The following is a 26,192-nucleotide window of genomic DNA, read 5'->3' as shown; positions in this document are numbered from 1 at the left end:
CTTTTATTTTGGTTGACTATCGGCTGACCACCATGCACCGTCCGATCTATTTAGACTGTCACGCTACCACGCCGGTCGATCCACGGGTGTTAGAAGTCATGCTGCCCTATTTCAGCCAGCACTTCGGGAATCCGGCTAGCGTCACTCACTTATATGGGTGGGAAGCTGAGGCAGCAGTACAGCAGGCTAGAGAAAGTTTAGCCGCCGCTATCCAGGCTAGTCCGGAAGAAATTATCTTTACCAGCGGAGCTACCGAGGCCAATAATCTGGCAATCAAAGGCGTGGCCGAATCCTACTTCAGCCAAGGGCGGCACTTGATTACCCTGGCAACCGAACACCGAGCTGTGCTCGATCCCTGTCGCTATCTTCAAAGCCTGGGATTTGACGTGACAGTTTTACCAGTTCAGCCGGATGGGTTGGTGGATCTGGAGCAGTTGGAAAAGACACTCCGCCCAGAAACGATTTTGGTGTCGGTCATGGCTGCCAACAACGAGATCGGCGTGCTGCAACCCCTGGCTGAAATTGGGGCGATTTGCCACCAGCACGGTATTTTGTTTCACACTGATGCAGCCCAAGCTATTGGCAAGCTCCCATTGGATGTAGAAGCCATGCAGATTGATCTGATGTCACTTACGGCTCATAAAGTGTACGGGCCAAAAGGAATTGGGGCACTGTACGTGCGGCGAAAACAGCCCAGAGTGAAGCTAGCGGCCCAACTCCACGGCGGCGGCCATGAGCGAGGGATGCGGTCGGGCACCCTTTACACACCCCAAATTGTTGGTTTCGCCAAGGCCGTCGAACTGGGGTTAACAGAACTGAAGGCCGAAACCCAACGAATTCGCACACTGCGCAATCGCCTCTGGCAGCAGTTGGAAACGCTAGACGGGGTTCAGCTCAACGGGCATCTAACCCAGCGCTTAGCCGGCAATCTGAATGTCAGCGTGGCTGGAGTGGATGGACAAGCATTGCTCCTGGGATTGCAGCCATTTGTGGCAGTCTCTTCGGGTTCGGCCTGTACTTCGGCTAAGACGGAGCCGTCCCATGTGTTGGCTGCGCTGGGGGTTACCCCCGAACTCGCTTTTGCTTCTGTACGATTCGGCATCGGTCGCTTCAATACAGAAGAGGAAATTGACCGGGTTGCCGCTGGGTTTATCGACACAGTGCAGTTCCTCCGCGCATCGGTTTGAGTAACCTGCGAAGGCGGGTTTTGTCTAGGCTATGTAGCCACCACTTTAGTCGCTGTCAATCAAGCCTAAAGCCTGTAACGCATCTTTGGCAGCACTGCGAAATCATTGCCATCCAAGTCTTTGAAGGCACCGAAATCAACTTCAACGTAGTAGAATACGTTCTCTTCTAGATCGTTGGCAGGATTGATTGTTGCTGTAAATATGTTGTTATTGATTGTGACCAAGTTAGAGGTTACATCAATTTCCTCGGCAACCGTGCCATCCTCTTTCTTGATATAAATTTTGCCGGTACCTTTTTGGATCGCTTCATCAAAGGTGATGATTAGATTCTTGCCCACCGGCACATTGAAGGTATCTGGATCTGGATTGAGTTCAACGATCGTCGGCCCTGATTGATCTGGTGCAACGGTTGAAAAACTCCAGGTGCTTGAACCCGTGATGCCAGCAAAGGCATTTCCGGCCAAATCGGTGATGGCAGTTGCATCAATCTCGACATAGTAAGTGTTGCCTTTGGGCAGAAAACCAACTGGGTCTATCTTTACGGTTCTATCAGTAATGGTGACAGCGTTGCTAGTAATGTCAATCGTTTCGACAACGTTGCCGTTGCTGTTTTTGATCACAATGTTACCGCTGCCCTTCTTAACGGCTTCATTGAACTCAATTTCTAAGTTGCTAGTAGGCTCAACATCGGTGCCGTTGGTATCAGGCGTGTAGAGAATAATGGTCGGTGCGGTGACATCGGGCGGTGGTGCGGTGGTGAGTACAGCAATCGCATTATCTACAGAGCCAGTGGCATAAATATACTTGCCATCGGCACTGACGGTGATGCCCCGTGCACCATCTAGACCATCAATACCATCTTCACCATCCTTTAAAAGTTGCTCAAAGGTGAGTTTGCCTGTAGTGGAATTGCGAGAGTATACAACAATTGTGTCGCTGTCAGTGCTGGTCACATACACATAGCTGCCATCGGGACTCAGGATGACCCTAGCGGCTCCATCTAGCATAGTGGTGTCCTTCAGCGACTCCACAAAGGTCAGTTCACCCGTGCTGGAATTGCGCGAAAAAACAACGATTGCATCGCTGTTGCCACCTGCCGTTACATAAACATGGTTTCCATCAGAGCTAATTGTCACTCCGGTTGGACTGCCCATGTTTGTGATGTTATTACTACCGCTCCTCAACGTCCGAACAAAGGTAAGTTTCCCATCGTTGCTGTTGCGTGAGAAGATCGCCAGAGCATTACTAGTCGTGACATACACATGGTTGCCATCGGGACTTAGTACCAGCCTCGAAGGGTTGTCAAAATTGGTGATGCCATTGGTACCGTTCTTTAATGCTTCAACTAGGGTAAGCTTACCATTGCTGCCGTTGCGTGAAAAGACGGTGATGGCGTCACTACTGCCACCCGATACAGCATAGACAAAGTTGCCATCGGAACTGACTGCGATACCAGATACAGCCACTAGGTTTGTACCATCAACAATTGTCTCGACAAAGGTAAGTCGGCCGGTTTGGGCATTGCGCGAGAAGACTGAAATTGCATTATCATCAGTACCTGCAACATAAACAGTTGTACCATCTGGACTCATCGCTAAGCCAGATGCTCCGTTTAGTCTATTCCCCGCACCTGCTGTAGTATCCTTCAATGTCTCAACAAAGGTGAGGTTACCTGTCTGTGTATCCCGCGCGAAGACAGTAACTGCGTCATCGTTACCGCCTCCCGTAGCGTAGACAAATTTACCATCTGGACTGAGCAGTACAGCATTCGCAGTATTCAAACCATCGACGGGTGCAGTACCATCTTTGAGGAATTCAACAAACGTGAGGTGATTCTGTGGCATATTGGTAGACTGATCCTAAACTACTGTGGCCTGACTCGTGGTATAAAAACTGGCACCCTGTTGTTGCTCTCAGACGAACCAACTGCAAGGATCAAAACGACCATGACACTGTGCCGCCTTTCTAAAAAAACAGAGAAATCAGCCAAGGGTTCATAGAAAGTGCGGATGCCAAGCCCACACCACTGCCTTAAACTAGGCCGGGCTAGTAAAGAACGCCTTCAGTAACTTCTGTGATTTCTTTTACTTGCACTTGTGGTCTAAGCCCAAAAATCCGAAGATTTTCGGAAATTTCGCCTTAGACGCTTCAGCATAGGGACAGGCTGCAAACCCTGCGGCCTACTGCACCTCCAATGACCGCAATCGATTGATCACGGCGGCCAACTCCAACGGTCGAAACATCGCCAAGTCTCCCTGAGGGTAGGGCGTCAATTGATCTAGTCCTGCCGCAAGGGTTGCCATCAATGCCTCAATCAGCTCCGCCAGGGAGCGTTGTCCATCCAGTTCGTAGGTTTGTAAATAGGTAATCGCCGCTCCAATTGAACGCAACTGCCCCACTTCCACCAATTGCTCCACTGCCGTTAAATCCACCACCTCTGAGCCAAACACCAGCTCATCCACATCCCTCACCTTCAAGCGCGGCCCCCGTCTCGATTCCAATGCTCCCCCATCTTCCCCATCTTCCCCATCTAATCCAATGCAGGTTGGCCTAAACAAACCCCAATCTCGCTCACTAGCAGGCTCAGATCTACTGCGCGGTTCCTTACGGGGACGGAGTTTGTCGGGTAATCGCCAGAATAATCTACTGCTGGGACGAGCCGGTGCCGATGTTGTCCGAGGACGAGCTGGTGATGATGTACTCAAAGGGTTTGGCGGAAATGACCAACTGTTTGGGGAGCTAGGCGACGATCGGCTGCTGGGTGGTACGGGTAACGACTTGCTGAGCGGTGGCTCGGGACGCAATACTCTGAATGGAGAAGCTGGACAGGACCAGCTCTTAGGTGGTAGAGATGCTGATCAGTTAGTGGGCGGCAGCGGGGATGATCGGCTGAACGGGCAGGGTGGCCGCGACAAGCTGACAGGCGGGACCGGACGCGATCGGTTTGTGCTAGCGGTGGGGGCAGCCCAGCTCAGAAATGCTGCCGAAATCACCGACTTTAAGGATGGCGAAGACTTCCTAGAGCTAACTACCCTGAAATTCGAGGATTTAGTAATTTTGCAAGGCACGGGTCAACAGGCTGGCAACACCTTGATTCAAAACAAACAGACTGGTGAATATTTGGCCATTCTGAAAAATATCCAGAGCAGCCAGATCGACATCCGCGATTTCTGGAACATGATGCCAACGCCAGTGGCTCCTGCTCCCACTCCTCAGCCTAGCCCAAATCCCACACCCAGTCCGTCAAGCCCTACGGTACCAACCATTCCAGCTATCGGCTCTTTCCAGTCTACGACAGTCAAATTTTTGCCAAACGACAGTCAAAAGACTACTCGACGCTGGCGCTTTTCTACAATCAGCAAGCCTTTACCGACGCTGGGATTCAGCAACCTCCCAGCACCTGGGATGAACTGATCACACTAGCCAAACAGCTCACGATTGACCGCAACCAGGATGGCCGCATTGATCAATACGGCTTTGGAGTAATGGCTGAACTACCGCGGCTAGGCTACATGATCCGCGCCTATGGGGGTGAGATGGTGGATGCCAACGGCTATGCCGCCTATGGCTCTGAGGCCGCCGCTCAGGGGTTAGCCCAAATTGTGAACCCATACCAGTCGCAGGGAAGTTTTGTACAGCCAGCAGATGTGGGCAGCAGTTCGGGCAGCGAGCAGTTTGGGCAGGGCAAGGCTGCAATGGTGATCGAGGGTAACTGGGCGATTCCGTTTTTGCAAGACACATTTCCCGACTTGGCCTTTGCCACGGCAGAAGTTCCAACCCTGAACCAGCAGCCCGGCACAATGGTATACACAGTGGCCTATGTGATGAACCGCCAGAGCCAGCACAAAGCCGAAGCTTGGCAATTGATCGCCTATTTAACTGGGAAGCAAGGCATGAAGTCCTGGACTAGCAGCGGCTTTGCGTTGCCCACGCGCAGATCAGTCGCAGCCCAATTGCAGTATGACCGTGACCCACTGCGCTCCGCTTTGGTTGCCGGAGTCAATTACGCCACTCCCTGGCAGATTGGCTCCTATCCCAGTGCGGTAATGAATTCGTTTAACAATCAGTTTTTAAGCGCAATGTTGGGGCAACAGCCCTTACGGCAAGCTCTAGAGCAAGCACAGCAAGAGGCCAATGCCCAGATTCGAGCCGCAGAAGCGTCATGACAGTCTGTTTGATTCAAGCTTTTGGCCCGATGGTTAGCCTTTCCCACCTGTAGAAGTGATGCCTTCAATCAGGTAGCGGTTGAAGAATGCATAAAGACCCAGCACAGGTAGGGTAAAGATCATTGATGCGGCCATGATGTAGTTCCAGTAACTGATGTAGTTACCTTTGAAAGTGTTTAATCCTAACGGTAGGGTAAACATCTCTGGGTCGAACAAGATCACAAGCGGTAGCAGAAAGTTGTTCCAGCTTGCCATAAACACTAGAATCGCTTGAGTCGCTAAGGCTGGTTTCGCTAGTGGCAAGACAATATGCCAAAAGGTAGCAAATTGGCCCAAACCATCGAGTGCTGCCGCCTCTTCTAGTTCGTGCGGAAAGCTGACGAAAAACTGCCGCATCAGAAAGATGAACGTGGCATTGACCATGACCGGCGCAATCATCCCCTGATAGGAATTCAGCCAGCCTAAAGCTTTGAGAATCAGAAACGTAGGAATTAGCGTGACCTGGATTGGTACAGCCAGTATGGCTAAAATCAGAAAAAACCAAAACTGACGTCCGGGAAACCGCAACCGCGCCAAGGCATACCCCGCCATCGAGTTGAAGATTAGATTGAGCAGCGTCACGCTAGCGGCAATGATTAGACTATTGAGTAACCAGCGCAAAAATAATGGTTCTTGTAGGAATACCTGGCGATAATTCTCCAAGGTAAATTGCTCAGGAATAAAATTGATTTCACCGCTAATAATTTCTGAAAGTGGTTTGAATGACGCAGATAATGCCCAAAGAAAAGGCATAAGTGTAATAATTGCATACACTGTTAGCGAACTGTAGAGCAACCCTTTAATCCAGATTGACTGCGTGTTCATAATTGTTCAAAGCTAATGTTGAGTGAATTTATAACTTTATTTCTATGACATTAATGGATAAACGCTTGTTAGCGATAAGTCATTAAGGCTAAGTCATTAGAACTAAACAGAATCTTGATTGCTTTTGAACAACTGTCGTTGCAAAATTGTAGCTAGAATAATCAGCAGCATTAATGCAATCGTAACCACAGCCGCATAGCCCAACTGCATATCTCGAAAGACATACTGGTAGATCAATAGCACTATCGTTAACGTAGAATTGTTAGGACCACCGGAGCCATTGGAGAAAATGTAAGCCTGATCAAACAGTTGGAATGTACCGATTACGCCCATTGTGACGATGAAAAAAGTGACTGGTTTCAGCAAGGGTAGCGTGATGTATCTAAACTGCTCCCAGGCGCTGGCTCCATCAATTTGGGCAGCTTCGTAGAGCGAGCGCGGAATTTCTTGAAGAGCCGCCAAATAAATCACCATATAAAGCGGTGCAGTGGACCAAATATTCATAAGCATGATGCCTTTGAGGGCAACTTCGGGATCGCGAAGCCAATTGTAGGTGGGCAAGCCCATTGCGGCTAAGACTTGATTCAATAAACCATTTGTGTTGTAGATCCACATAAAAATTAAGGTCAACACCGCAGAGGCCGTGACCGTGGGTAAAAAATAAATTACTCGCCATCCATTTTGCCCTTTGATGCCAGAATTGAGTGTGACTGCTAGCAGCAAAGCTAAGATGGTTTGGAGCGGCACCACGATAATCACGTATTCTGCTGTATTCCTAAGCGCAATCCAAAAGCGATGGTCTTGCAGCAGCCGCGCGAAATTTCGCCAGCCGACAAATTCATAGCTTATTTCTCCCAAAAGCTGCACTTTATGAAAGCAGAGAAAGAGCGTATAGAAAATCGGCAGCACCATAAACACACCCAACACTAACAGGGCGGGTGTTAAAAACAGATAGCCACTAACCTTTTCGCTATCGTTGGCCTTGAGCTTGATCAGCATGGCAATTTCAGGACAAATTTGAGATGCTGTAGCTCAATTTTGCCTCAATTTTGCCTGGCAGGAGGCAGAGCGTTGCTGAGAAAAGCTATGCTTTCGCGAGCACGATGCTGACATTCCTTCGTCATAATCCTGATAGTGTGAACGTTCCGCCCATATCTGTCACCAAAGCCGTCCTATGTGCCGTTCAGTAATGCCGGAGTCAGAAGGCCGGTCTGGGACTCAGAGCGAGTTCGAACTATTGTTAGGTGTTAGGGCATTTTGCGCTCGGTTAGCCAGCGTTGGTATTGGGCTTGCAGTTCGGGATCAGAAAAAATTAGCTGAACTTGAGCACTGCTGAATTGAGGAAACTGCGTCAGCTTATATAGCACTTGATTGGCTAGATTAATTGGAATGGTTTGAGTTGTGGCTACTCCATCCACAGAGATAGGGTCTCGTAACTCCACGCCGGAGAGGGTTGAATTATCACCATCCAGACCAACTAAGTCCTGATGCAAATCAATTGAAGCAAGCTGCTTTCGTAATCAGCGTTGTGTGGTGAGTTGGTGATGTGGGCAACGTGGATTCAAAGGCAAATGCTGAAGGAAATGCCGCACCTAATGCAATTGCTGTGCTAATTGTAACGAAAATAAAACGTTTCATACTTGAAAACCTCAGTTGTTTTGCAAATTTGGGGTGGTACTTGAAAAGAGGACCTTTAGAATTAGGAGAACGACATTCGGTTCATCAGACTGCTAAGAGCAATGGAATGTCGGCTCTGTTCACTTCGCTTAGCCTGAACACTGATTAACTAAATTTACGATCCAGAAGATGGGCAGATAAGTGGCTGTAAATCTCACCCAGGACCAAGATGAATGGCTGAATCTTGCCCATGAACCAGTAATCAGAGCCGAATAGAAACAGCTAACAAAAACGTATTCGAGTTTCCCCTCAAATGGAGGATTGGCAGAATTCGAGGTCTTAGCAGTATAAATTATCGCAATGATAATTATTAATAAGCAGTGAATACCAGCACAGATGAATGCTTTCCTGAATGGCTTGTCGGTTTTCATTCTTTTGTCCTCTTTGTTGTAAAGAGTAAATGTGCTCAGGTGGCCTTATTCTCTCTATTAAGCAGTAGTTCTACTGTTGTTTGGATCATGCAGTTCTTTCAAGACACTTTTTAAGCACCATCACCCTGAAGCTTGTTTTTTAGCAGATCAACATGATTAATTTGAAGATCCGGATTGCCAGCGTCTCGCTGGCGAGGGCAAGATGCCCGCACTCTATCTACCGTTTAAATTGGGTTGACCTACTTGGCAAGTCATCTCACCAACTCAATCAGCAAGGGGAAAATGCACGTCTGGATTGCTCCGCTCATAGGTTTCGGTTGTACCGCTACGAGTGGTATTACCATCCGCATCCATTAGGTGCTCATCGGGTAGTGATGCTCCTAATTCTCCAGGTCTTCTGCGAGATGGAGCGTGCCACTGCTGCTGATTATCAAGCTGATTTCTGAGGACATTGAACACTCCCCCGGATGGCCCATCGTATCCATGCACAATATATGGAGCATCACCTTCTCTGACGCTTGGCCTGATGCGTACACTTTCAGTCCGGGTTGGATTGGTCCAAATAGAATTAACCGAAGAAGCTCCCGGTAATTGTCCACGCACGACAATCCATCCCTCGCTTTCCAATCTTTGTGTCAAATCACGATGACTTGTGATAGTACCATTGTTGATGCCTTGCAAAACATCTCTTGCACCAGTAAGGCGAGATTCATCGTCAGAATTGCCTCTGCCGCTACCACCAACCTGAGGGGGCACTCTATCGTTGCCCGATCCGCCAGAACCACCAGTAGCAAGTGGTGCACTAGTTGCTGATTCAGGAGTGTGTGTGTTGCCCGATGAACTTGGCGGCACTTCACGGTTGCTAGAAGCAGGTCTACGGTTTCCTAAACCAGATTCCGAAGGAGCAGAGCTAACAGGTTGAGGTTGTTCAGTGGGGGCGGAACGATTGGGGTTACGGGTTGAGGTGGCTGGGAATCTGGCCGAGCTAGTTGCTGAACTCACCCCAAAGCGAATCCCAGTAGCTGAAAGACCCCCATTCGCCAATGAGAGACCTGCCTGTAAATAGTTGCCCTGAGCGAATTGGGTTACGGCATCGGTAGCACCTTGAACTGTTCCATTCACCGCATCTGGAATGCTGGCAATATCTTGAGTCCGTTGAGCATCTCTGAGAAGATTCGCAGCACCTTGAACAACATCGTCTCCGTATCTTGCACCCAAACGAGCAACGGTTGTTGCATCCCCTGCAAAAGGAACTGCTCCCACCAATGAAAGAGCCGCTTCTGTTTCTCTACCTTCTGCTGCATACCAGCCTGCATTAATCAAATCAGGTACAGCTCCAAAAACTGGCACAACTCTTGCTACTTCTAGGGCGGTGTGACCCACGTTTGAAATTGTTTGATAGTTTCGATCTAAGAACTCGCTGGTGTCTCGCCATGCTTCGTTGACAGTACTAGTGGCATTATTGATACCATTTCTGACACTGTTAAGGGAACGATTGAGCCAACTGCTATTTTGCTGCGAATTTGGAGACTCCTGTGAGGGCTAAATAGGGCGGCGAAGATCAGAAATGACCTCTCTACGACGCTGAGCCGCTCGGTTCCATCCGTCCACTGCATTGGAGGACATACCGCGTAGATTGGGTGTTCCCGCTTCGGTAGCATCAGCAGACCCGTGACGTAGGTTCATTTTAATCTCCGGATTTGGATCAGATGGAAGCGACCGACGATTAGCAGCAGCAGTTACGTCTCGGCGCTCTAGACGATTAGCCGTTTCCGGTTTGGTAGGAGTTGGGAGCGGTGTTGAAGTGGGTGCGGGAGGTGGTGTGGGTACAGAGTTCTGGGGAAGCGTTGGTTCATAGTTTCTAGCAATCGCTTGGTCTCGGCGCACCATGCTAGCAGCCATAGGACTTGGTTGAGGAGCAGGTGCGGGTTTACTACTGAGTTTTGGGTTTGCCGTGTTTTTTGATAATTCCTTCTTGCCATCTGAAGAGCCAGCAGCACCAACGTCAATTCCAGCCGGACGAATCCCCGAAGCATAGTTGGTTTCCAGACTGCTGGGTGTCGAAGTTGGTCCGAGGCGCTGGTCAAATGGAGAACTGTAGAGGGTTGTATTTAGTTGAGAACTGAGCAATGAATTTTGAAAATCAGGGAGCTTTCTTTGTGTAATCATTGTTCTGTGCTCACGAATGTAAAAAACAAATAGCTTGAGCTATCGACTAGAATTTGTGTAAATTGAGGATCGACCATATCATCAACTCAAAATTCTGAAGAATCATCGATTCCCCAGGAATCATCATCTGGATTTTTTCTAATATCAGGCTCAGTGCCATCATTGCTAGGATTCATCGAGCGGAGAAAGTTACGATAGCTTCCACTACCACGAAGATTCCTAGGATTTTGATTTGGAAAACCGGTGATCCTTCCACCTGAAATAAAGCGTTCATGCGTCCGTTCTACGCCATTATCACCAAGTTGGGTGATCCATTCATAGATGCCCCCTTCTCCTTGTGCATTGACTCCTCTCGCTTGAGTGAGATTTATGAATCTACCGTCATTTCCTCTGTAGGTGAAATGTTGACCATTACCAGCACCAGCCCTGGCTTGAGGGGATACATCGTGATCTCTGTCGTTCTTTTCTCCAGAACCTGTCGGTCTAGATTCTCTGATCTCTGCTTCAGCGAGTTCTGCCCGGTGGCGTTAGGCTAAAAACAACGAACACTTTGTAGGCAACGATGGTCTTTAAGCTGATTGAGCGTTGAATCTGACTGGTCATAGATTTGATTGAGGAGTCATTTTGAAAGCATAACAGACAAAATGGCACAGTTGCGCCTGGTAGGGCAGCCGTGTTCGTTTGACAGATCCATTTGGCAGGTTACTTCTACCAAGACAAAACAAGACAAAACAAGACAAGACAAGACAAAACGATCTCCCTATTTCTGGTTTCTGGAGAAGAATGAAGGGAAGATCGTTACCAAATCCTGGCGTTAGTCAATCATGGCAATCCCAAACGGTGAAACCAGTTCCGACAGCAGAGACTGCAACGTTTGTTGTTCCACCCAGACGGAAACCGATCCTCCGTTACAGCGAAACTCGCCCCAGCCGTGCTGATTGGTTTGAATTGGCTGTTTAATGTGCTCCGTCAGGTCGTAGAAGGTGGCATTGGGTTTACCTACTTCCATCCATTTGCTGCCTCCCGGTCCGTCGCTCATAATCACCGCCATTGCTCTGGGATGCTGTTCGGAACCCAGGCGCGTCCAGCCAATTACATCGGGATGGTCAAAGTAGTCATATTGGGGACCATAGGCGAAATGCTTACGGGCAAACAGCAGCCGGTCGATGATCCACTTGTGCGAGTCCATCCAAATTTCATACTCGTTGCCATCCCGTCCCTTATCTCGGTAATGAGCACCGTAATAATCTGCATAGAATACACAAGGATAGCCTTCAGCCCGCAGCAGAATAATCGCATAGGCCAGCGGCTTAAACCAAGATTCCACCATTGATTCCAGAGCTTGCAGCGGCTGGGTGTCGTGGTTGTCTACCAGCGTCACGGCAAATAGGGGCAGGTGTTTCATCAAGGTATTATCTAAAATGCTGCGCATATCATAGTAGCCGCCGGCCTTACTGGCTCGATGAAAATTGTAGTGCAGCGGCACGTCAAATAGATTGAGCTGACCGCCAGTATTGCCAATGTACCAGCTCAAAGTACCAAAATCTTCCGTCCAATATTCACCCACACAGAACAGATCGCGTTGTGCTCTATGTTCTAGATGACCTAGCCAGTCGGTAAAGAAATCGCCCTGAATATGCTTGATCGCGTCTAGGCGGAATCCATCCACTCCGACTGTATCCATCAGCCACTCGCCCCAATATTTCAGTTCGCCGCGCACTTCTGGGTGGTTGACATCGAGGTCGCAGCCCATCAGGTAGTCATAGTTGCCCAACCGCAGATCGACTTTATCCTCAAAGTTTTTATCCTTCATGCGGTAAACGGCTCGGTAGCCTGGATCGTAGCTGTTGTAATCGACCGAATCGAAGTGCCACCAGCGCCATTTCATGCTGGAATATTTATCACCGCGTCCAGGAAAGTCAAACCGAGTCCAGGATTTGATATTGCGCGGTTCCCCCAAAGGACGATTGCGGTCATTCGGATCAAATGGAATTGCTTCAAATTCTTCCTCAGCATCGCCGCCCATCTTGTGATTGAAAACAACATCGGCGTAGATCTGCAACCCAGCCTGACGCGCTGCCTGAACTGCGGCTGCATACTCCGCTTTTGTGCCGTACTTCGTCCGCACCGTTCCCTTTTGATCAAACTCGCCCAGATCGAATAAATCATAGATACCGTAACCAACATCATATCCACCACCATTCGCTTTGCAGGCAGGCGGCAGCCAGAGAGCTGTAAATCCAGCCTTCGCCAGATCCTTAGCCGTTTGTTTTAATTCATTCCAGTGATTGCCATCGGGTGCAATATACCAGTGAAACCACTGCATCATGGTGCCATTGAATTCAGCAGAGGCTTTGCGCGCGACTAGGTCTGGGTAGTTCTCATCCAGCCAAGTTTGCAAAGACGTTTTGGCTGCTTCTAGCACTTGGGGGCTCAGCTCTTTCCCTAAGGATTGAAACCGCTGCTGTAACTGTTGAAATACATTAGCCATAGGTTTAGGGAATCATACATTGCACTAAAGACTTTACACCAGAGTAGCTGATGGCTGGAGTTCGCAGGGTAACGTTATGCCAAAGTAGGAGTCAGCCATTCCCGCAACTGATATAGGATCGCTATAGTCGTGCTCTAGAGACCAGCAGCAGCGAATGGGGGGAAATGATGGATACTACAATGCCGTGGGAGCTATTCGGCGGAGTCTTTGGGCTGAATGCAGAGGTGTTTAAGGAAACGGATGCCATTCCCCGCGGTCTTACCGGAGCGCTGCTGACTGTGCTGCTGGCCCAACTATCGTTGGCAATTGGTCAAATTATTGTTCTGTTTGTCAACCGGGTTAAGCCTATCCGGTTTGTCTTCAGCTTGCTGATTAGCGCGGTTTTATATACGTTTGGTTTTTTGTTTCTTGTGTTCAGCACTTGGCTGATCTGCCAGTTGCCGTGGTCGGTGTCGGTGTCGTTTCTGACGCTAGTGAAGGTGCTGGGATTGAGCTATGCGCCGCTGCTGTTTGGCTTTTTGGGAGCTTTGCCCTATCTAGGTGAGCCGATTTTGTCACTGCTATCGGTCTGGCATTTGCTGGCGATGGTGGTGGGGTTGAGCGCAGTGACCCAGATGGGCATTGCAGAGGCAGTTGGCTATGTGGCCTTTGGTTAGGCAGTCAAGCAGGTGCTGGAACACACGATCGGTCAGCCGATTGCTAAGTTCGGTAAATCGGTGGCTGATTGGGTGGCTGGCGTCAAACTGGTCCAAAGTCGAGAAGAACTGGTGCAACTGATCAAAGCGGGGTTGGGGCCGTCTTCGCCAATTCTGGCCGCAGAACAGCTTCGATCGGCCCGGCAAGCGTTTGAGCAATCTGCTGAACTGTGGTTACGAACGGCCCTCCGCCAGCGAGTTCCCACTCCCGCGACGCCAACGGGATCTGCGCCTCGACCCGAATCTGCTAAACCTGCATCAACGAGACCGCAATCCGCTAAACCCGAATTTTCTCAGGCGGTTCCTGCTGCAACCGCGCTCGCTAGCGTTAATTCAGAACCCAGTTCGAGCGCTAACACCTCCCCGGAACCACACTCCCCTAGCCCAACCGCTCAAGCGTTGGGACTAATTGCAGCTTTGCTGGGCATGATTCTGCTGTTTGTGCTGGTGGCTCTGTCTCTACGACCCGTTCAGTTAGCGGTGCTGGGCTGGCACAACCATTTGCCAGAGTTGCTGCGGGTGCTGTTGGATCTGGCTTGGCTGGGAGTGATTGCCCTCGTATTTGCCGGTGAAAAGCTGGATATCATTTTTGAACAGTTTCAGCAGGTGGATGTATCTGATTCTCGCAAAAAGGGCGGAACGGGCTTGGGGTTGGCTATTTGTAGAAAGATTGTGCAGCAGCACGGTGGCCAGATCTGGGCAGAAAGTAGTCTGGGTGAGGGCAGCGCCTTTTACTTTACCTTACCGCTAAACCAGGAAAGCCACTGAACATGTGTCCATAAATTTTTCGTTCATATGAGTTTCCTATCTTTTTGTCCTAATCTAAAAAATACTGAAGTTTAGCTGCTTTTTGGTCGTTCTGTTCGGCTCAACGCTGATTCTGAAGTCAGCAAGTTTGTGGTTGCAAAGTACGGTTACTTCAAATTCTCCAGGAGTCACACCAAATGATTGTCCCTTTCCCCATGTTGTTCGTGCCTCAGCTATCGTACAGCGTTCATAAATAGGTTGTGAACAAGGGGGTGTGGGGGCTTCGCCCTCACGCAGGGGGTCCACCCCTGCACTCCGTTCAAACTCAAGAAAGGATGGCTGTAGTTCTCAATTGTTATTGGGTTGAGATATCCAAACAGCTTCCCAGAGAAGTTTCTAAACAATCGCCGAGAACTTTGCTCAGGTGAAAGTTGTCCCCTTTTTAAGGATAGAGGGACGATGTTCATGTCTACTAAAACAGTTTTGCTGATTGAGCATGAAGCCAGTATCCGCGAGATTCTGCATACTTGCCTCAGTGAGTTTGGTGGCTGGAGGGTTACGCTATCCAGTTCAATTCGAGAAGGCGTAGATCTATGCGAGACCATTCATCCAGATGCAATTTTGCTAGATACGTCTACGTTTGAAGTAGATGCGCTAATATTCATTGAGCAATTAAAGCGGCTTTCAACCGCTCAATCTATTCCGATTCTGCTGATTAGTGCCAGAGCCAACTGGTTTACGCCAGACCAGCTCTCTCAAATGGGCTTTGCTGGAGCAATCACAAAACCATTCAATCCTTCGATTGTATCAACTCAGATCTCTGGTTTGCTGGGTTGGAATAATAAGAACTCATAGCGATTCTAGCAATTCTTTTGCTTATGATCTGGAGTCTGGCTTGGAAGGATTACACCCTTATTAATCGATTAGGAGAAAAGCATGTCAACCTTAACAGTCTGGAAATTCAACACCGTTGATGGTGCGGATAAGGCACTGTCCAAACTGGAAAGTCTGCAAAAGCAGCAGTTGATTCAGGTGCTGGATGCTGCGATTGTTTCATGGCCGCAGGGACGCGGTCGTCCCAAAACCTATCAGGCCATGAATACGGTAGGGGCAGGTGCCCTGGGTGGTGCCTTTTGGGGCATGCTGTTTGGGCTGCTGTTTTTTGTGCCGCTGTTGGGACTAGTGGTCGGGGCCACAGCGGGGGCGATCACCGGCAAGTTTACCGACTATGGCATCAACGATGATTTTATTAAACAGGTTCAAAGTAAAGTTACCGAAGGAACCTCGGCTCTGTTCTTGCTAACCGGTCAGGTGACGCTCGATAAAGTGGAAGCAGCCTTTACCGCTGAGGAAAAAGGGGAATTAATTCAATCCAATTTATCTGCCGAGCAGGAAGCCAAGCTGCGAGAAGACTTCGGTGCAGAGGTGTAGAAGCACAGCTAGATCGTTCACATGCGAGCTAGTTGGTGCCATCGTTGCACAACATCATTGGAGGTAGCATGACATCTGATTACGGTACAACATTGGACCAGGAGTTTAGCCCGACTCAAGGGAAACAAACCCTGCCCCTAAATTCGTTGATTGCTCTCGTTGTCGGCTCGATGGTGGGTGCCGGGATCTTTACCTTGCCTGCCGCATTTGGTCGAGCGACGGGAATTATGGGTGCGTTGATTGCCTGGGTGATTGCTGGGGTTGGCATGCTGATGCTGGCCTTTGTGTTTCAATTTCTGGCAGAACGTAAGCCCGATCTGGATTCAGGCGTTTTCGCCTATGCCAAGGCCGGATTTGGCAATTATTTAGGATTCCTGGCGGCACTGGCTTTCTGGACGAGCACCTGTGTCGGGAACGTCTCTTACTTTGTGCTGATCAAATCAACGCTGGGCGAATTCTTTCCGGTGTTTGGAGATGGTAACACGATTCAAGCTGTGATTGTTGCTTCGATTATTCTGTGGGCCTTTCATTTCATGATCCTGCGGGGAATTAAGCAGGCCACCGGGTTGAATACAATTGTTACCATTGCCAAAATCGTTCCCATCGTTATCTTTATTCTGATTCTGCTGTTCAACTTTAATCCAGAGTTATTTGCGGCCAACTGGTCAGCCGGTCAGGGCTATGAGGAGTCGCTGTTCAGCCAAGTACGCAGTACGATGCTAGTCACCGTATTTGTGTTTATCGGGATTGAAGGCGCGAGTGTCTATTCCCGCTATGCCGAAAAGCGATCCGATGTGGGTGTGGCGACGATATTGGGATTTGTGGGCGTGCTCTGTTTACTGGTTCTGGTAACCGTATTGCCCTACGCCATTCTCCCCAGAGCCGACATTGCTGCCCTGCGTAATCCCTCGATGGCAGGTGCGCTGGAAACGGTTGTGGGCCGTTGGGGTAACATATTCATCAGTATTGGGTTGCTGATTTCAGTATTGGGTGCTTATCTGGCCTGGTCGCTGTTTGCTGCGGAGGTGCCGTTCATGGCAGCCAAAGCTCGCCTAATGCCCAATTTCTTGAATCATGAGAATGTCCAAAAAGTGCCATCGCGGTCACTCTGGCTGACCAATATTGTGGTTCAGAGCTTTTTGATTGTGACGCTGTTTGCGCAACAGGCATTTGAATTGGCATTAGAGTTAACGAGTGCTATGACGCTAATTCCCTATTTACTGGTAGCGGCGTTTGGGTTAAAACTAGCCTGGAGCGGCGAAACCTATGAGCGAAATTCGCGTAACCGTACCCGTGAGTTAGTAATTGCAGCAATCGCCACGGCCTATGCTGTTTTGATGCTATATGCGGGTGGCCTCGATAATCTGCTGCTGTCGGGTCTGATTCTAGCTCCCGGCACGATTTTGTTCTTTATGGCGCGTCGAGAACAGAATCTGAATGTGTTTAAGTCTTGGGAATGGTTCTTTTTCACCATCATTGCCATCGCTGCTCTGTCTGCTATCTACGGGTTATCAACTGGACTGATTGCTATTTAATTTGCGGAATGGCTGCCCTATTGTAAAGGCAATGCATTCGCTAAAGAGTTTAGAGCGCAAGCATCCAGATTTATTAGCAGATGCTTCGAGCGCTGCTTTTGTCTCTGCCCATGCAGCTCCGGCAAACAGTAGCCCCCGCAGCAACAAGGCTTGGCTGATCAGCTTGTCTCGCAGTGTGGTCGAAACCCTATACGCCTGTTGGGCAAACTCGATGCCCTGTTCGTATGCTGCTGCAAACTGAGCAATGGTAGCCAGCCGCCATAAAGGATTGGGCCGATGCGGATCTAATTGCAGACAAAGCTCGGCATAACGACGAGACAGAACCGGATCCGCAAACAAGGTAAATAACTGATGGGAGGTGGTCAGTAGCAGATCGCCTAAATCCCGGATTTGAGCTGCGGTGTGGGCCTGCGCTAAACTGCTAACGACCAATTCCCACACCTGCGGATGGTCTGGAAACTGGCCAAGGATTGGCTGAAGCACAGCCAACAGCAAATCAAAATCAACCTGAGATACCTGAAGTTGAGCAACCAGTTCCAGATCAGCAATGCGTTCAGGGGTAAATTGTCCGGCCTGCAACAGTTGCCGCAGCAAGTGTAGTGAATTGTCGGCCTGGTGGGGAGCCAACTCGCGAATGTGTTGCCGTAGTGCCCAAGCAACGGTAGGACGGTCAATTTTTTCCTGCTGGTGGGCTGCTTGCTGAAGTAGTTCGACTAGTTCGCAGATCCATGCTGCCTGCTGCTCTGGAGTTTCTGCCTCGGCCATCACCAGCGACCAGGTTAGCTGGGCTTCAGCCTCTTGTCCATCGAGCAGATAGGCTAGCCCCAACTGCCAGTACAGAGACGGTTGAGCTGGATGCAGTTCGATTAGCTGCTCATAGCAGGCCGCAGCCTGGGCGTACTGCTGTTGCGATAAATAGCTTTCTGCTTGTAACTGGAGTGGAAGATCGGAAGGAACCATTTGTCACTTAATTCAGCCATCAGCTTGTTTGACCCAATTGAAATCAAGTATGCCCTGAAAGGGAAATCAAGAGTACTTTGACCCAGATCTTGAAGGTCCAGATCTTGCACCAATTTGAGTCAAGCTAGGATCTCAATTTCTATCGCCAGAGTCATGATTTATTGCAATTCTCGCTGGTATAGTTTAGAGCGGAATTGAAGTAGTTAGAGAGTTGAATAGTAGATACTAAATTATAAGTAGGTTGGCGATTACAGTTAGCGTACAGTTAGTAATATCATAAAACTTTTCAATATGAATAACAAACAGACCAATAAAACCAAGCCAGATCATATTGCACTAAACGATACCGAGCCACAGGCAAAATCAGATCGTAAGCGGATTCTAACGGCTCCTCTCCCTGATCCAGTCACTAAAAATATTGAAGCTATTATTGCGCTGCATACTCAAGAAGCGAGAGAGATTCCGACGCATGAGCGAATTTTAGAGAATATTGCTACCTTCTTTGGAAAACCGATCTTTTTGTATAGTCTATTGTTGGTTCTGGCTATCTGGGTACTAGACACGATTTTTGAGCAGGCACTCCCACTGGACTTACCACCTTTTACCTGGGCAGGGCACGGACTAGACGCAGCGGCCTTGCTGATTTCAACCGGGGTGCTGGTGCGGCAAACTCGGCAGGAAAACTTTGCTGAACAGCGTACCCAACTGATGCTGCAGATGAACCTGCTTTCGGAACAAAAGATTGCCAAAATTATCTCGCTTCTAGAAGAACTGCGGGCCGATCTCCCTGATGTTGCCGACCGCTATGATCCAGAAGCTGAAGTAATGCAGGAAGCGGCCGATCCGATTGCCGTTCTGAACGCCCTACAAGAAAACTTAGCGCGAGAACTCACGCCAGATGTCTCGACTGAATCTGAATCTGGAGCACCTAAACTAGGAGAGCTTGAGTTAGATGGGATTGATCCTGTTGATCAGTGTGGGCATGCAGAAGAAGCCATCTAGCAATTCCTCCTTTCACTTAATCATCAAACTTTTAATGTTGTGCATTATACAGTCAAGGTATGTCTAGCTACACCAAGCTATAGAACGATTTAAATTAAAGCTGTAGTGAAATTGTCTTGCCTCGAAAAGCAGCCCGATCAGGTTTTCAGCAGCAAATCGATAGAGCCTAGCCATTTGTCCTCTGTCTTTAGAAGGAGATTGGCTCTGTAGCAGGATAGATGCTCCTGACGACTTATTTCCCGTATTATCACAATCGCAAGTAACAACTTCTACTTTACTCTGGAGTAAGCGAATATGTCCGAAACGAATGGCGTGATGATGCAGTACTTTCACTGGTACTGTCCTGACGATGGTAGCTTGTGGAATCAGCTCGCTGAATCTGCGGAAGAATTAGCAAAAGTTGGGGTTACGTCAGTGTGGCTACCGCCAGCCTACAAAGGCACCGGCGGCGGCAGTGATGTAGGCTATGGTGTCTATGACCTGTTTGACCTGGGCGAATTTGACCAGAAAGGCTCAGTGCGCACCAAATACGGCACTAAAGAAGAGTATTTGCGAGCTATTAAAGCCGCTCAAAAGGCTGGGATCCGCGTCTATGCCGATGTGGTTTTTAATCACAAATTAGGAGCAGATGCGCAGGAAGAAGCTGAGGCCACACCATTCCATCCAGAGAACCGCAACGAAACGATTGGAGAGTACCAAAAGATCAAAGCCTGGACCCATTTTACTTTTCCAGGGCGTCAAGGCAAATACTCGACAATGGAATGGCACTGGTGGCATTTTGATGCTATTGATTACAACGTCTATAACGAGTCGGAGGACGCCATTTACTTATTAAAAGGGAAGGATTTTGATAATAATGTTGACCTGGAAAAAGGTAACTTTGATTATCTAATGGGTTGCGATCTGGACATGGATCACCCTGAAGTTTGCGCCGAGCTGAAATACTGGGGTGAATGGTATGTTGATACAACCGGCGTGGATGGGTTCCGATTCGATGCGGTCAAGCATGTAGCGGCTGATTTTTTCCGGGAATGGCTGGATCACGTCAGTGACTATGCTAAGCGCGATCTGTTTGCCGTAGGCGAGTACTGGTCCTACGATGTGGAAGCCCTGCACAGCTTCATCGAAACCACCAAAGGTAGGGTGACGCTATTTGACGCCCCACTCCACTACAATTTTCACGTTGCCAGTCAATCAGGCAATGACTACGATATGCGTCAGATCTTCGACAATACGCTGGTACAACAGCAGCCCGCTCTGGCCGTAACGCTGGTCGATAACCACGACTCTCAACCCCTCCAATCGCTGGAATCGGTGGTAGAACCCTGGTTTAAACCATTGGCCTATGCTTTGATTCTCCGTCAACCGGGTGCTGGCAGCGATCGCCCTGACCCTCACCGAAGAGTTGGGCTTTGACTTCAATGACCTGGGTTCTATGACGATGAATCGTCCCAGTCTCAGCAAGGGCGTAGAACCCGATAGCTGCTTCTACATTCAGAATGCTCAGGCAGGGCAGGGCTTGGGTGAAACCATTCCCAGCGACCTACCGCCCGACCTGGCACTCGAAGTCGATATCGCCAATCGATCGGACAGCAAACTCAGCATTTATCAAGCAATGGGCGTTCCCGAAGTCTGGCTCTACCAGGGAGACACCATTAAAATCAAACGGCTCGAAGGCGGGGTATACGTCGATGCGCTAACCAGTCGAGCCTTTGCGATCGTCCAGACTGATCAACTCAACCAATGGCTCCAGCTTCGTAAAACCGGGACTGATTTAACCGTTGTGCGGGCAGTGCGCCAATTCTGCCGAGAGCAAGGCAGTTAAAATCTCCCTGTTAAAATAACCATAGACCGCCCGGATAGCCTAACCCTTCCAGCATGACGACGGAACGACTGATCAAAATTCCTCCTCTAGAGAGCGGCGATCGCTTGAGCCGTGCCGAATTTGAGCGGCGTTATCACGCGATGCCCGACCTTAAGAAAGCTGAATTAATCGAAGGAGTGGTTTACGTGGCATCCCCGTTACGTGCCCAGGCTCATGGAAAACCGCACGGCGACGTGATGGGCTGGCTGTGGACTTACAAAGCGGTCACTCCGGGCATCGAACTCTACGATAATCCCACTGTCCGCCTGGATGCCGATAACGAACCCCAACCGGATGCAGTGTTGCGGCTAAAAGAGGGTGGGCGATCGTGGATTAGTGAAGATGACTACATCGAAGGCTCCCCTGAGTTGATTGTTGAAGTGGCTGCCAGCAGTGCCTCCTATGATCTGCATGACAAGCTGCGAGTCTATCGCCGCAATGGAATTCAGGAATATATCGTCTGGCGCACCTACAGTCAGCAGATTGATTGGTTTTACCTGGAAGCTGGAGAATATCGATCGCTTACTGCCAATGCGTCCGGCATTCTTTGCAGCCGGCAATTTCCCGGTTTATGGCTGGCGAGTGAAGCCTTTGTTGCTGGCGATCTCGCCGAAGTGCTGCGCATCCTTCAAGCCGGAATTGCTAGCCCAGAACACAAGGCATTCGTCAATTCTCTCGGCTAAGGCTACTCCTCTTCAAAGGGCAAATCATTGGCAATGCGCGACACCTCAAACTGCTAGCGGGGTGACAAGCATCGCTCGTACAAGAAATGGGCAAAATCTAATACTTCCTGACGAGTGTCATCCGTCAAACGAGCCACCATCGCCTCAATCTGTTCTGCCACAGAAACCCAAGTCTTCGTTTCTGCCTTCCACACCACGATAAATTGGGACGGAGCCAGCGCTACCATTGCCAGGATTTCCCCCTCCGGGTCAGTGAACTCCACCTCATAGGATTGCTCCGGGTAGCACTCCACGATCGCCCCCCGGCTACCTGCCCGCAATCCCTACTCTGGCAGATCCTTCAGCAATTCCACCATATCAAAGAGTGCTGGCTCCATCATGGCTGCTTCCTCACAACAGTGCCCCAGATCGTAGGTTGCTAATCGGAATCTTCGCTCCAAAGGGCGGGTTGGTGAAGATAAAATCAAACACCCCAAACTCACGGCTATCCTTTACCCGTCGCTTCCATTTCTCCTCCAACCCCGGCACCTTCTGAGCAAACTGCTCCATCTCCGGCACTTCCAACTCCGGCACCCCAAACTCCATGCTGTTGAAGCAGAAGAAGCCTAAACTAGAACTGTTGTCCTCTAAGGAGTTGCAATGCTGAGTTTGGCTTGGGATGGAATGAAAGAACCAGTCGAGATAACAGTTCTTCATAGGTTGCTTCTGACAGCAGTACCTAATCGGCATGAGATGGAATGAAGAGCACATATGTCTCCTATCTCAACCTCTGATAAACACTATTGCAAAGCCCAATAGGCGTAAAGCAAAATAATCTCGCTACAATTGACTTATCGAGAAGAATGAAAGAGGCAGGGGTCTGCAAACCTCTGCAAAAGCCAAAAATAACAATACTCAAGCTAAATTTATAGCTACCCAGCGCTTAGGTCTACCGCTTGAGCGGATTTTGCTTTGTAAAGCAGATAGCTATTCAGTTTGATCAAGATTCACTTTTGAAAGCCTTACAGGATAAACCTTTAAGGGCTTCGTTCAGGTTCTACAGAAAGAAATGCACTGAAATGCACTGCGATAATTTTGCGATATTAACGTGCAAAAAGATCTAAAATATGACCTCAGCGACATGATCGCGCAAATAGCGACACGTTTATCATGCAAACGTACAGAAAAAGGCGGCACCCAGATTCGAACTGGGGAATGGAGGTTTTGCAGACCTCTGCCTTACCACTTGGCTATGCCGCCGCCCTAAGTAACGCAAAAGTACGAATGCATCTTGCCAATTATATCACTCAAGATAGCAACGACAGCAATTTCATCTAGCTAAAATTATTGAGTTTTTCCACTGAGCGGCTCAAATCAGGCTCCTCAAGGTTCTATTATAGGCTTTGGGCTGTTTAAGTAATTTGAGTAACTAAAAGTTTGAGTTAGAAGTAGCTCGATAAAACGCAATGACGCAGGTTTATACGGTTCAAATTCACAATCGCCAAAAAGCGACGCACCATGTCATCCAGGTTCCCGACGACCGCTATGTTCTGCACAGTGCCGAAAGTCAGGGGGTAGAGCTGCCGTTTGCCTGTCGGAATGGGGCTTGTACAACCTGCGCGGTGCGCGTGCTGTCGGGTAAAATTGACCAGCCCGAAGCAATGGGGCTATCGCCCAAACTGCGCGATGCTGGCTACGCACTTCTATGCGTCAGCTATGCCTGCTCCGATCTGGCAGTGGAAACTCAGGACGAAGACGAAGTGTACGAACTCCAGTTTGGCCGCCACTTCGGCAAAGGCAAGGTGCGGCAGGGCTTGCCGTTGGATGAGGAGTAAATCTGTAGAAAATTTTCATGCTTCCTGCTGCTCACGAACTTCAGCGTTTTCTAGATATTGCCACCGAAGCGGCTCTGGCCGGGGGCGGAGTGTTGCAGGCTTATGCTGGTAAGGTCGAGGCGGTTGAGAAGGGGCGGCCCGGAGATTTGCTGACAGAGGCCGACCAGGCGGCAGAAGCGGCGGTTTTGGCAGTAATTCGGCGGCATTTCCCAGAGCATGGGGTGTTGGCAGAAGAGTCGGGGTTGCTGTTTTAGATTCAGACGATTGGTATGCGCCAGAGCGATTAGAGCGGTTAGTCCAGGTTGCTAATGCCCAAAGTGCTGATGTGATTGTAGATGACCTATTTCTGATTCGTGATGGGGAACCTACTCCTTGGAGTACGCTGCTGAGCGAAAGCGGTGAAACAATCCCTCACGTCTGTCGAATTGATCCTGTCTTCTTCGTCAAAACGGATGTCTACGGCCAGCGAGGGCTGCATCTTGGGTTAACTAAGCCCCTATTTAGACGAGAATTTCTCTTGCAGCACAGCATCCAGTACGACGAAACTATGACTTCTGCCTATGATTTTTGGATCGATATGGAATGCTTTGTGCATGGTGCAAACTTTATTTTGGTGCCGGAGCCATACTATTTCTATCGCTCTCGTCTAGGGTCTTCCGTGAGGAGTGATCGGCTTCCTTGGTTAGAGGAGTGCTGCCGCAAAACCGCCGACTTTATGCAGCAAGCAGTAACCCAGCAATTCCCAGAACTGGTAGACGCTTTAGCCCAACAGTTGGCAAATTTTGAGCGTATTCGAGCTTATTATCGCATCGTGCAACCCCTCAAGCAAGGTCGTCTGCTAGCAGCCTTGGCTGCTCTACTCAGAAATCCTACTGGCTTTGCACACCTGCTAAATCAACTGCCTGCCATCCTAGAACGAAGAATCCAATATTTTGTCTTCAGAAATGAGACGGCATTTGAAATGTTGCCACGTCGCCAGAAAATGCAAGCATGACCATCAGAGCTAATACCTCTGCAACTGGCTGTACAGCCATCTCGTTTTGCACCCACTCTTCCTACCTATCAACCTATCCAGGCTCAGCATTATATGCCAGGGCAACGCCAACTCATTGGAAACTCTTTTTCTGTAATCCTCGGACGCCTCACTCAAGGCGTAACTAGCTTCGTGATTACGGCAGCAATTGCTCGCTCGCTTGGTTCACAAGCGTTAGGACAATACCTGATTGGATTCACTTACTATTTCATTTTCATGAGCATTATCGCTCAAGGGTTCAGAACACTGTTTATTCGTGAACTTTCGCGCAATCCCTCTGATGCCCCTATTTGCCTGGTTAGTGGCACCCTTTTACAGCTGGTCGCCAGTTTAATTGGTTATATTCTATTATGCATAACCGTTTTTTTGTTTCCCTATAGTAATGAAACATCGACAGTTTGTTATATTATTGGTCTAGCGATTATTCCCTTCTCGCTCTCCAACATTCCTGAGGCAATTATGCAGGCTCAGGAGAAGATGCATCTGATCGCTATCAGCACTGTTCCCATTTACATCCTGCGAGTCGGAAGCATTATTTGGGCGATGGAGTTGGGGTTGCAAATCAACCAAATTGCTCTGATCTTTGTGCTCTCAGAGACTCTAATTCTATTAATCGAGTGGGTCTTAGTGTTGAGGCTGGTGCAGCCGAATTGGCGAGTCAACTGGCAGTTTATACGTCAGACAACAGGCTCAGTCCGAACATTTTTGGCGCTATTTGCGATTGATGTGCTCAACTCTCGGCGGCAGCTTTTGATCTTGTCAGTATTTGGTAGCGAAGCACTTGTGGGGTTATTTGGCGGTATTTTGCAATTTATGATGCCATTTGACATTGTCAATCAAGGAGTCCTCAATGCCGTTTTTCCGAGACTTTCCAAGGCGGCAAGTTCAGGTGGAAGCGGCCTGCGGCGTCCGGTTGAGCAGCTGCTGGAAGTGTCCCTGTGTCTTGCCGTGCCCTACGTGATTGGCTTATTCTTCATCGGTAAAGAGCTGTTGGCTCTGATCTATCAAAATCGTGAATTTGCCGATACCAGCATTCCTCTGAGCTTAATGGCTATCTCATTGATTGTGATTGCACTGTGTTCGCCCTTGAGTCAGGCGTTGGTGGCCGGTGGTCTGGAGCGAATCAACCTGCGCGAAGTCATTGTTAATGCCTTGATTGGTGGCATAATCAGCATTGTTCTCATTTCCCGCTATCAACTGATTGGCGCAGCATTAACACCCGCAATCACCGCTTCGATCAGCCTGAGTCAATTTGCCTATTCGGTTCATGTTCGTCTATTCCAGGTCAATTTATGGGCAGTGATACGGCGTCCCCTGTTCATAGGAGGATTTATGTTGCTCGTATTTGTGGGACTACAGCAGTTAGAACAAGATGTTTTATTGAAGGCGGCAATGGCCACCGGTCTCTATAGTTTGTTGGTCATTGGTATGGGCATCCATTTACTGGGAGGACCCAACATAGTGTTAGCCAAACTGTTGACAAAATACCAGAAATCGTAAATG

26 protein-coding genes, 1 tRNA gene and 1 pseudogene are annotated in these 26,192 nt (G+C 49.1%); 16 read left to right on the top strand and 12 right to left on the bottom strand.

The genetic code is table 11. The features are described from left to right. The first annotated feature begins 32 nt into the window (after positions 1 to 32). Positions 33 to 1,187: an IscS subfamily cysteine desulfurase gene (locus JVX88_RS15725; RefSeq protein ID WP_211628236.1), complete on the top strand. Its 1,155-nt coding sequence runs from the start codon at positions 33 to 35 to the stop codon at positions 1,185 to 1,187. Positions 1,188 to 1,252: 65 nt separating this feature from the next. On the opposite strand, the gene JVX88_RS15720 is transcribed toward JVX88_RS15725, so the two are convergent. Beyond that, positions 1,253 to 3,031, bottom strand: coding sequence for a beta-propeller fold lactonase family protein (locus tag JVX88_RS15720; protein WP_211628235.1), 1,779 nt, complete (start codon positions 3,029 to 3,031; stop codon positions 1,253 to 1,255). A gap of 336 nt (positions 3,032 to 3,367) precedes the next feature. Beyond that, positions 3,368 to 3,745, bottom strand: a complete 378-nt coding sequence (locus JVX88_RS15715) for a hypothetical protein (RefSeq protein WP_211628234.1) — start codon at positions 3,743 to 3,745, stop codon at positions 3,368 to 3,370. On the opposite strand from JVX88_RS15715, the gene JVX88_RS15710 reads away from it, so the two are divergent. Then, the gene (locus tag JVX88_RS15710) at positions 3,726 to 4,601 is read left to right on the top strand and encodes a calcium-binding protein (RefSeq protein ID WP_211628233.1); all 876 of its coding nucleotides are present in this window, start codon (positions 3,726 to 3,728) and stop codon (positions 4,599 to 4,601) included. The two genes, JVX88_RS15715 and JVX88_RS15710, sit on opposite strands and share 20 nt — an antisense overlap. Then, entirely contained in the window at positions 4,490 to 5,353 is an 864-nt protein-coding gene (locus JVX88_RS15705; protein WP_211628728.1) for an extracellular solute-binding protein, read from the top strand. Before JVX88_RS15710 ends, JVX88_RS15705 begins: the two co-directional genes overlap by 112 nt. A 33-nt stretch (positions 5,354 to 5,386) precedes the next feature. On the opposite strand, the gene JVX88_RS15700 is transcribed toward JVX88_RS15705, so the two are convergent. The 6 genes from JVX88_RS15700 to JVX88_RS15675 form a co-directional block, all read right to left on the bottom strand. Then, positions 5,387 to 6,217: a carbohydrate ABC transporter permease gene (locus JVX88_RS15700; RefSeq protein WP_211628232.1), complete on the bottom strand. Its 831-nt coding sequence runs from the start codon at positions 6,215 to 6,217 to the stop codon at positions 5,387 to 5,389. Between the two features lie 102 nt (positions 6,218 to 6,319). Then, entirely contained in the window at positions 6,320 to 7,216 is an 897-nt protein-coding gene (locus JVX88_RS15695; protein ID WP_211628231.1) for a carbohydrate ABC transporter permease, read from the bottom strand. A gap of 248 nt (positions 7,217 to 7,464) precedes the next feature. Then, positions 7,465 to 7,710 carry a hypothetical protein gene (locus JVX88_RS15690; RefSeq protein WP_211628230.1) on the bottom strand — a complete coding sequence of 82 codons (246 nt, stop codon included), beginning with the start codon at positions 7,708 to 7,710 and terminating at the stop codon, positions 7,465 to 7,467. An 819-nt stretch (positions 7,711 to 8,529) separates the two neighbouring features. Next, on the bottom strand, positions 8,530 to 9,615 hold the full coding sequence (locus tag JVX88_RS15685) for a hypothetical protein (RefSeq protein WP_211628229.1): 1,086 nt from the start codon (positions 9,613 to 9,615) through the stop codon (positions 8,530 to 8,532). 192 nt (positions 9,616 to 9,807) lie between these two features. Further along, positions 9,808 to 10,434: a hypothetical protein gene (locus JVX88_RS15680; protein ID WP_211628228.1), complete on the bottom strand. Its 627-nt coding sequence runs from the start codon at positions 10,432 to 10,434 to the stop codon at positions 9,808 to 9,810. An 814-nt stretch (positions 10,435 to 11,248) separates the two neighbouring features. Then, positions 11,249 to 12,925 carry an alpha-amylase gene (locus JVX88_RS15675; RefSeq protein WP_211628227.1) on the bottom strand — a complete coding sequence of 559 codons (1,677 nt, stop codon included), beginning with the start codon at positions 12,923 to 12,925 and terminating at the stop codon, positions 11,249 to 11,251. A gap of 164 nt (positions 12,926 to 13,089) precedes the next feature. Here JVX88_RS15675 and JVX88_RS15670 point away from each other — a divergent pair, with 164 nt between their 5' ends. From JVX88_RS15670 to JVX88_RS15650, 5 genes are all read left to right on the top strand, one after another. Next, a complete protein-coding gene (locus tag JVX88_RS15670; protein WP_211628226.1) occupies positions 13,090 to 13,581 on the top strand; it encodes a hypothetical protein in 492 nt (163 codons plus the stop codon). Positions 13,582 to 13,593: 12 nt separating this feature from the next. After that, entirely contained in the window at positions 13,594 to 14,388 is a 795-nt protein-coding gene (locus JVX88_RS43095; protein WP_263975548.1) for an ATP-binding protein, read from the top strand. Positions 14,389 to 14,832: 444 nt separating this feature from the next. After that, positions 14,833 to 15,222, top strand: a complete 390-nt coding sequence (locus JVX88_RS15660) for a response regulator (RefSeq protein ID WP_211628225.1) — start codon at positions 14,833 to 14,835, stop codon at positions 15,220 to 15,222. Positions 15,223 to 15,303: 81 nt separating this feature from the next. Next, on the top strand, positions 15,304 to 15,798 hold the full coding sequence (locus tag JVX88_RS15655; protein WP_211628224.1) for a DUF1269 domain-containing protein: 495 nt from the start codon (positions 15,304 to 15,306) through the stop codon (positions 15,796 to 15,798). Between the two features lie 68 nt (positions 15,799 to 15,866). After that, a complete protein-coding gene (locus JVX88_RS15650) occupies positions 15,867 to 17,333 on the top strand; it encodes a basic amino acid/polyamine antiporter (RefSeq protein WP_211628223.1) in 1,467 nt (488 codons plus the stop codon). Here the strand turns inward: JVX88_RS15650 and JVX88_RS15645 are convergent. Further along, positions 17,310 to 18,293: a tetratricopeptide repeat protein gene (locus tag JVX88_RS15645; RefSeq protein WP_211628222.1), complete on the bottom strand. Its 984-nt coding sequence runs from the start codon at positions 18,291 to 18,293 to the stop codon at positions 17,310 to 17,312. The two genes, JVX88_RS15650 and JVX88_RS15645, sit on opposite strands and share 24 nt — an antisense overlap. A gap of 291 nt (positions 18,294 to 18,584) precedes the next feature. On the opposite strand from JVX88_RS15645, the gene JVX88_RS15640 reads away from it, so the two are divergent. From JVX88_RS15640 to JVX88_RS15625, 4 genes are all read left to right on the top strand, one after another. Further along, positions 18,585 to 19,295, top strand: coding sequence for a DUF1003 domain-containing protein (locus JVX88_RS15640; RefSeq protein ID WP_211628221.1), 711 nt, complete (start codon positions 18,585 to 18,587; stop codon positions 19,293 to 19,295). 294 nt (positions 19,296 to 19,589) lie between these two features. Then, complete coding sequence (locus JVX88_RS15635; RefSeq protein ID WP_263975547.1) at positions 19,590 to 20,711, top strand: alpha-amylase; 1,122 nt, start codon at positions 19,590 to 19,592, stop codon at positions 20,709 to 20,711. Next, positions 20,665 to 21,120 carry a Uma2 family endonuclease gene (locus JVX88_RS15630; protein WP_225931425.1) on the top strand — a complete coding sequence of 152 codons (456 nt, stop codon included), beginning with the start codon at positions 20,665 to 20,667 and terminating at the stop codon, positions 21,118 to 21,120. The genes JVX88_RS15635 and JVX88_RS15630 overlap by 47 nt, the downstream gene beginning before the upstream one ends. A 53-nt stretch (positions 21,121 to 21,173) precedes the next feature. Next, complete coding sequence (locus JVX88_RS15625) at positions 21,174 to 21,842, top strand: Uma2 family endonuclease (RefSeq protein WP_211628220.1); 669 nt, start codon at positions 21,174 to 21,176, stop codon at positions 21,840 to 21,842. A 53-nt stretch (positions 21,843 to 21,895) separates the two neighbouring features. Here the strand turns inward: JVX88_RS15625 and JVX88_RS15620 are convergent, their stop codons facing one another. The 3 genes from JVX88_RS15620 to JVX88_RS15610 form a co-directional block, all read right to left on the bottom strand. Then, complete coding sequence (locus tag JVX88_RS15620) at positions 21,896 to 22,162, bottom strand: DUF4926 domain-containing protein (protein WP_211628219.1); 267 nt, start codon at positions 22,160 to 22,162, stop codon at positions 21,896 to 21,898. A gap of 70 nt (positions 22,163 to 22,232) precedes the next feature. Further along, positions 22,233 to 22,538, bottom strand: coding sequence for a hypothetical protein (locus JVX88_RS15615; protein WP_211628218.1), 306 nt, complete (start codon positions 22,536 to 22,538; stop codon positions 22,233 to 22,235). Positions 22,539 to 23,009: 471 nt separating this feature from the next. Beyond that, a tRNA-Cys gene (locus tag JVX88_RS15610) sits at positions 23,010 to 23,081 on the bottom strand. Between the two features lie 206 nt (positions 23,082 to 23,287). Between JVX88_RS15610 and JVX88_RS15605 the strand changes: the two genes are divergently transcribed. From JVX88_RS15605 to JVX88_RS15590, 4 genes and pseudogenes are all read left to right on the top strand, one after another. Then, positions 23,288 to 23,656 (top strand): 2Fe-2S iron-sulfur cluster-binding protein, encoded by a 369-nt coding sequence (locus tag JVX88_RS15605; RefSeq protein WP_035999470.1) that lies wholly within the window; start codon positions 23,288 to 23,290, stop codon positions 23,654 to 23,656. A 17-nt stretch (positions 23,657 to 23,673) separates the two neighbouring features. Further along, positions 23,674 to 23,910, top strand: a complete 237-nt coding sequence (locus tag JVX88_RS15600; RefSeq protein WP_211628217.1) for an inositol monophosphatase family protein — start codon at positions 23,674 to 23,676, stop codon at positions 23,908 to 23,910. Positions 23,911 to 23,957: 47 nt separating this feature from the next. Beyond that, positions 23,958 to 24,650 (top strand): annotated as a pseudogene (locus tag JVX88_RS15595) (hypothetical protein); the annotation flags it as partial. A 93-nt stretch (positions 24,651 to 24,743) separates the two neighbouring features. Further along, positions 24,744 to 26,189, top strand: coding sequence for an oligosaccharide flippase family protein (locus JVX88_RS15590; RefSeq protein WP_211628216.1), 1,446 nt, complete (start codon positions 24,744 to 24,746; stop codon positions 26,187 to 26,189). Positions 26,190 to 26,192 lie beyond the last annotated feature (3 nt).

It is taken from the genome of Leptolyngbya sp. 7M, from assembly GCF_018128485.1.
This window is presented reverse-complemented; position numbering and strand designations above follow the sequence as displayed.

Coding starts and splice junctions, on each gene's coding strand:
- JVX88_RS15725 (WP_211628236.1), top strand. CDS start 33: ATGCACCGTCCGATCTATTTAGACTGTCACGCTACCACGCCGGTCGAT.
- JVX88_RS15720 (WP_211628235.1), bottom strand. CDS start 3,031: ATGCCACAGAATCACCTCACGTTTGTTGAATTCCTCAAAGATGGTACT.
- JVX88_RS15710 (WP_211628233.1), top strand. CDS start 3,726: ATGCAGGTTGGCCTAAACAAACCCCAATCTCGCTCACTAGCAGGCTCA.
- JVX88_RS15700 (WP_211628232.1), bottom strand. CDS start 6,217: ATGAACACGCAGTCAATCTGGATTAAAGGGTTGCTCTACAGTTCGCTA.
- JVX88_RS15695 (WP_211628231.1), bottom strand. CDS start 7,216: ATGCTGATCAAGCTCAAGGCCAACGATAGCGAAAAGGTTAGTGGCTAT.
- JVX88_RS15680 (WP_211628228.1), bottom strand. CDS start 10,434: ATGATTACACAAAGAAAGCTCCCTGATTTTCAAAATTCATTGCTCAGT.
- JVX88_RS15675 (WP_211628227.1), bottom strand. CDS start 12,925: ATGGCTAATGTATTTCAACAGTTACAGCAGCGGTTTCAATCCTTAGGG.
- JVX88_RS15670 (WP_211628226.1), top strand. CDS start 13,090: ATGATGGATACTACAATGCCGTGGGAGCTATTCGGCGGAGTCTTTGGG.
- JVX88_RS15660 (WP_211628225.1), top strand. CDS start 14,833: ATGTCTACTAAAACAGTTTTGCTGATTGAGCATGAAGCCAGTATCCGC.
- JVX88_RS15655 (WP_211628224.1), top strand. CDS start 15,304: ATGTCAACCTTAACAGTCTGGAAATTCAACACCGTTGATGGTGCGGAT.
- JVX88_RS15650 (WP_211628223.1), top strand. CDS start 15,867: ATGACATCTGATTACGGTACAACATTGGACCAGGAGTTTAGCCCGACT.
- JVX88_RS15645 (WP_211628222.1), bottom strand. CDS start 18,293: ATGGTTCCTTCCGATCTTCCACTCCAGTTACAAGCAGAAAGCTATTTA.
- JVX88_RS15640 (WP_211628221.1), top strand. CDS start 18,585: ATGAATAACAAACAGACCAATAAAACCAAGCCAGATCATATTGCACTA.
- JVX88_RS15635 (WP_263975547.1), top strand. CDS start 19,590: ATGTCCGAAACGAATGGCGTGATGATGCAGTACTTTCACTGGTACTGT.
- JVX88_RS15625 (WP_211628220.1), top strand. CDS start 21,174: ATGACGACGGAACGACTGATCAAAATTCCTCCTCTAGAGAGCGGCGAT.
- JVX88_RS15615 (WP_211628218.1), bottom strand. CDS start 22,538: ATGAAGAACTGTTATCTCGACTGGTTCTTTCATTCCATCCCAAGCCAA.
- JVX88_RS15605 (WP_035999470.1), top strand. CDS start 23,288: ATGACGCAGGTTTATACGGTTCAAATTCACAATCGCCAAAAAGCGACG.
- JVX88_RS15600 (WP_211628217.1), top strand. CDS start 23,674: ATGCTTCCTGCTGCTCACGAACTTCAGCGTTTTCTAGATATTGCCACC.
- JVX88_RS15590 (WP_211628216.1), top strand. CDS start 24,744: ATGCCAGGGCAACGCCAACTCATTGGAAACTCTTTTTCTGTAATCCTC.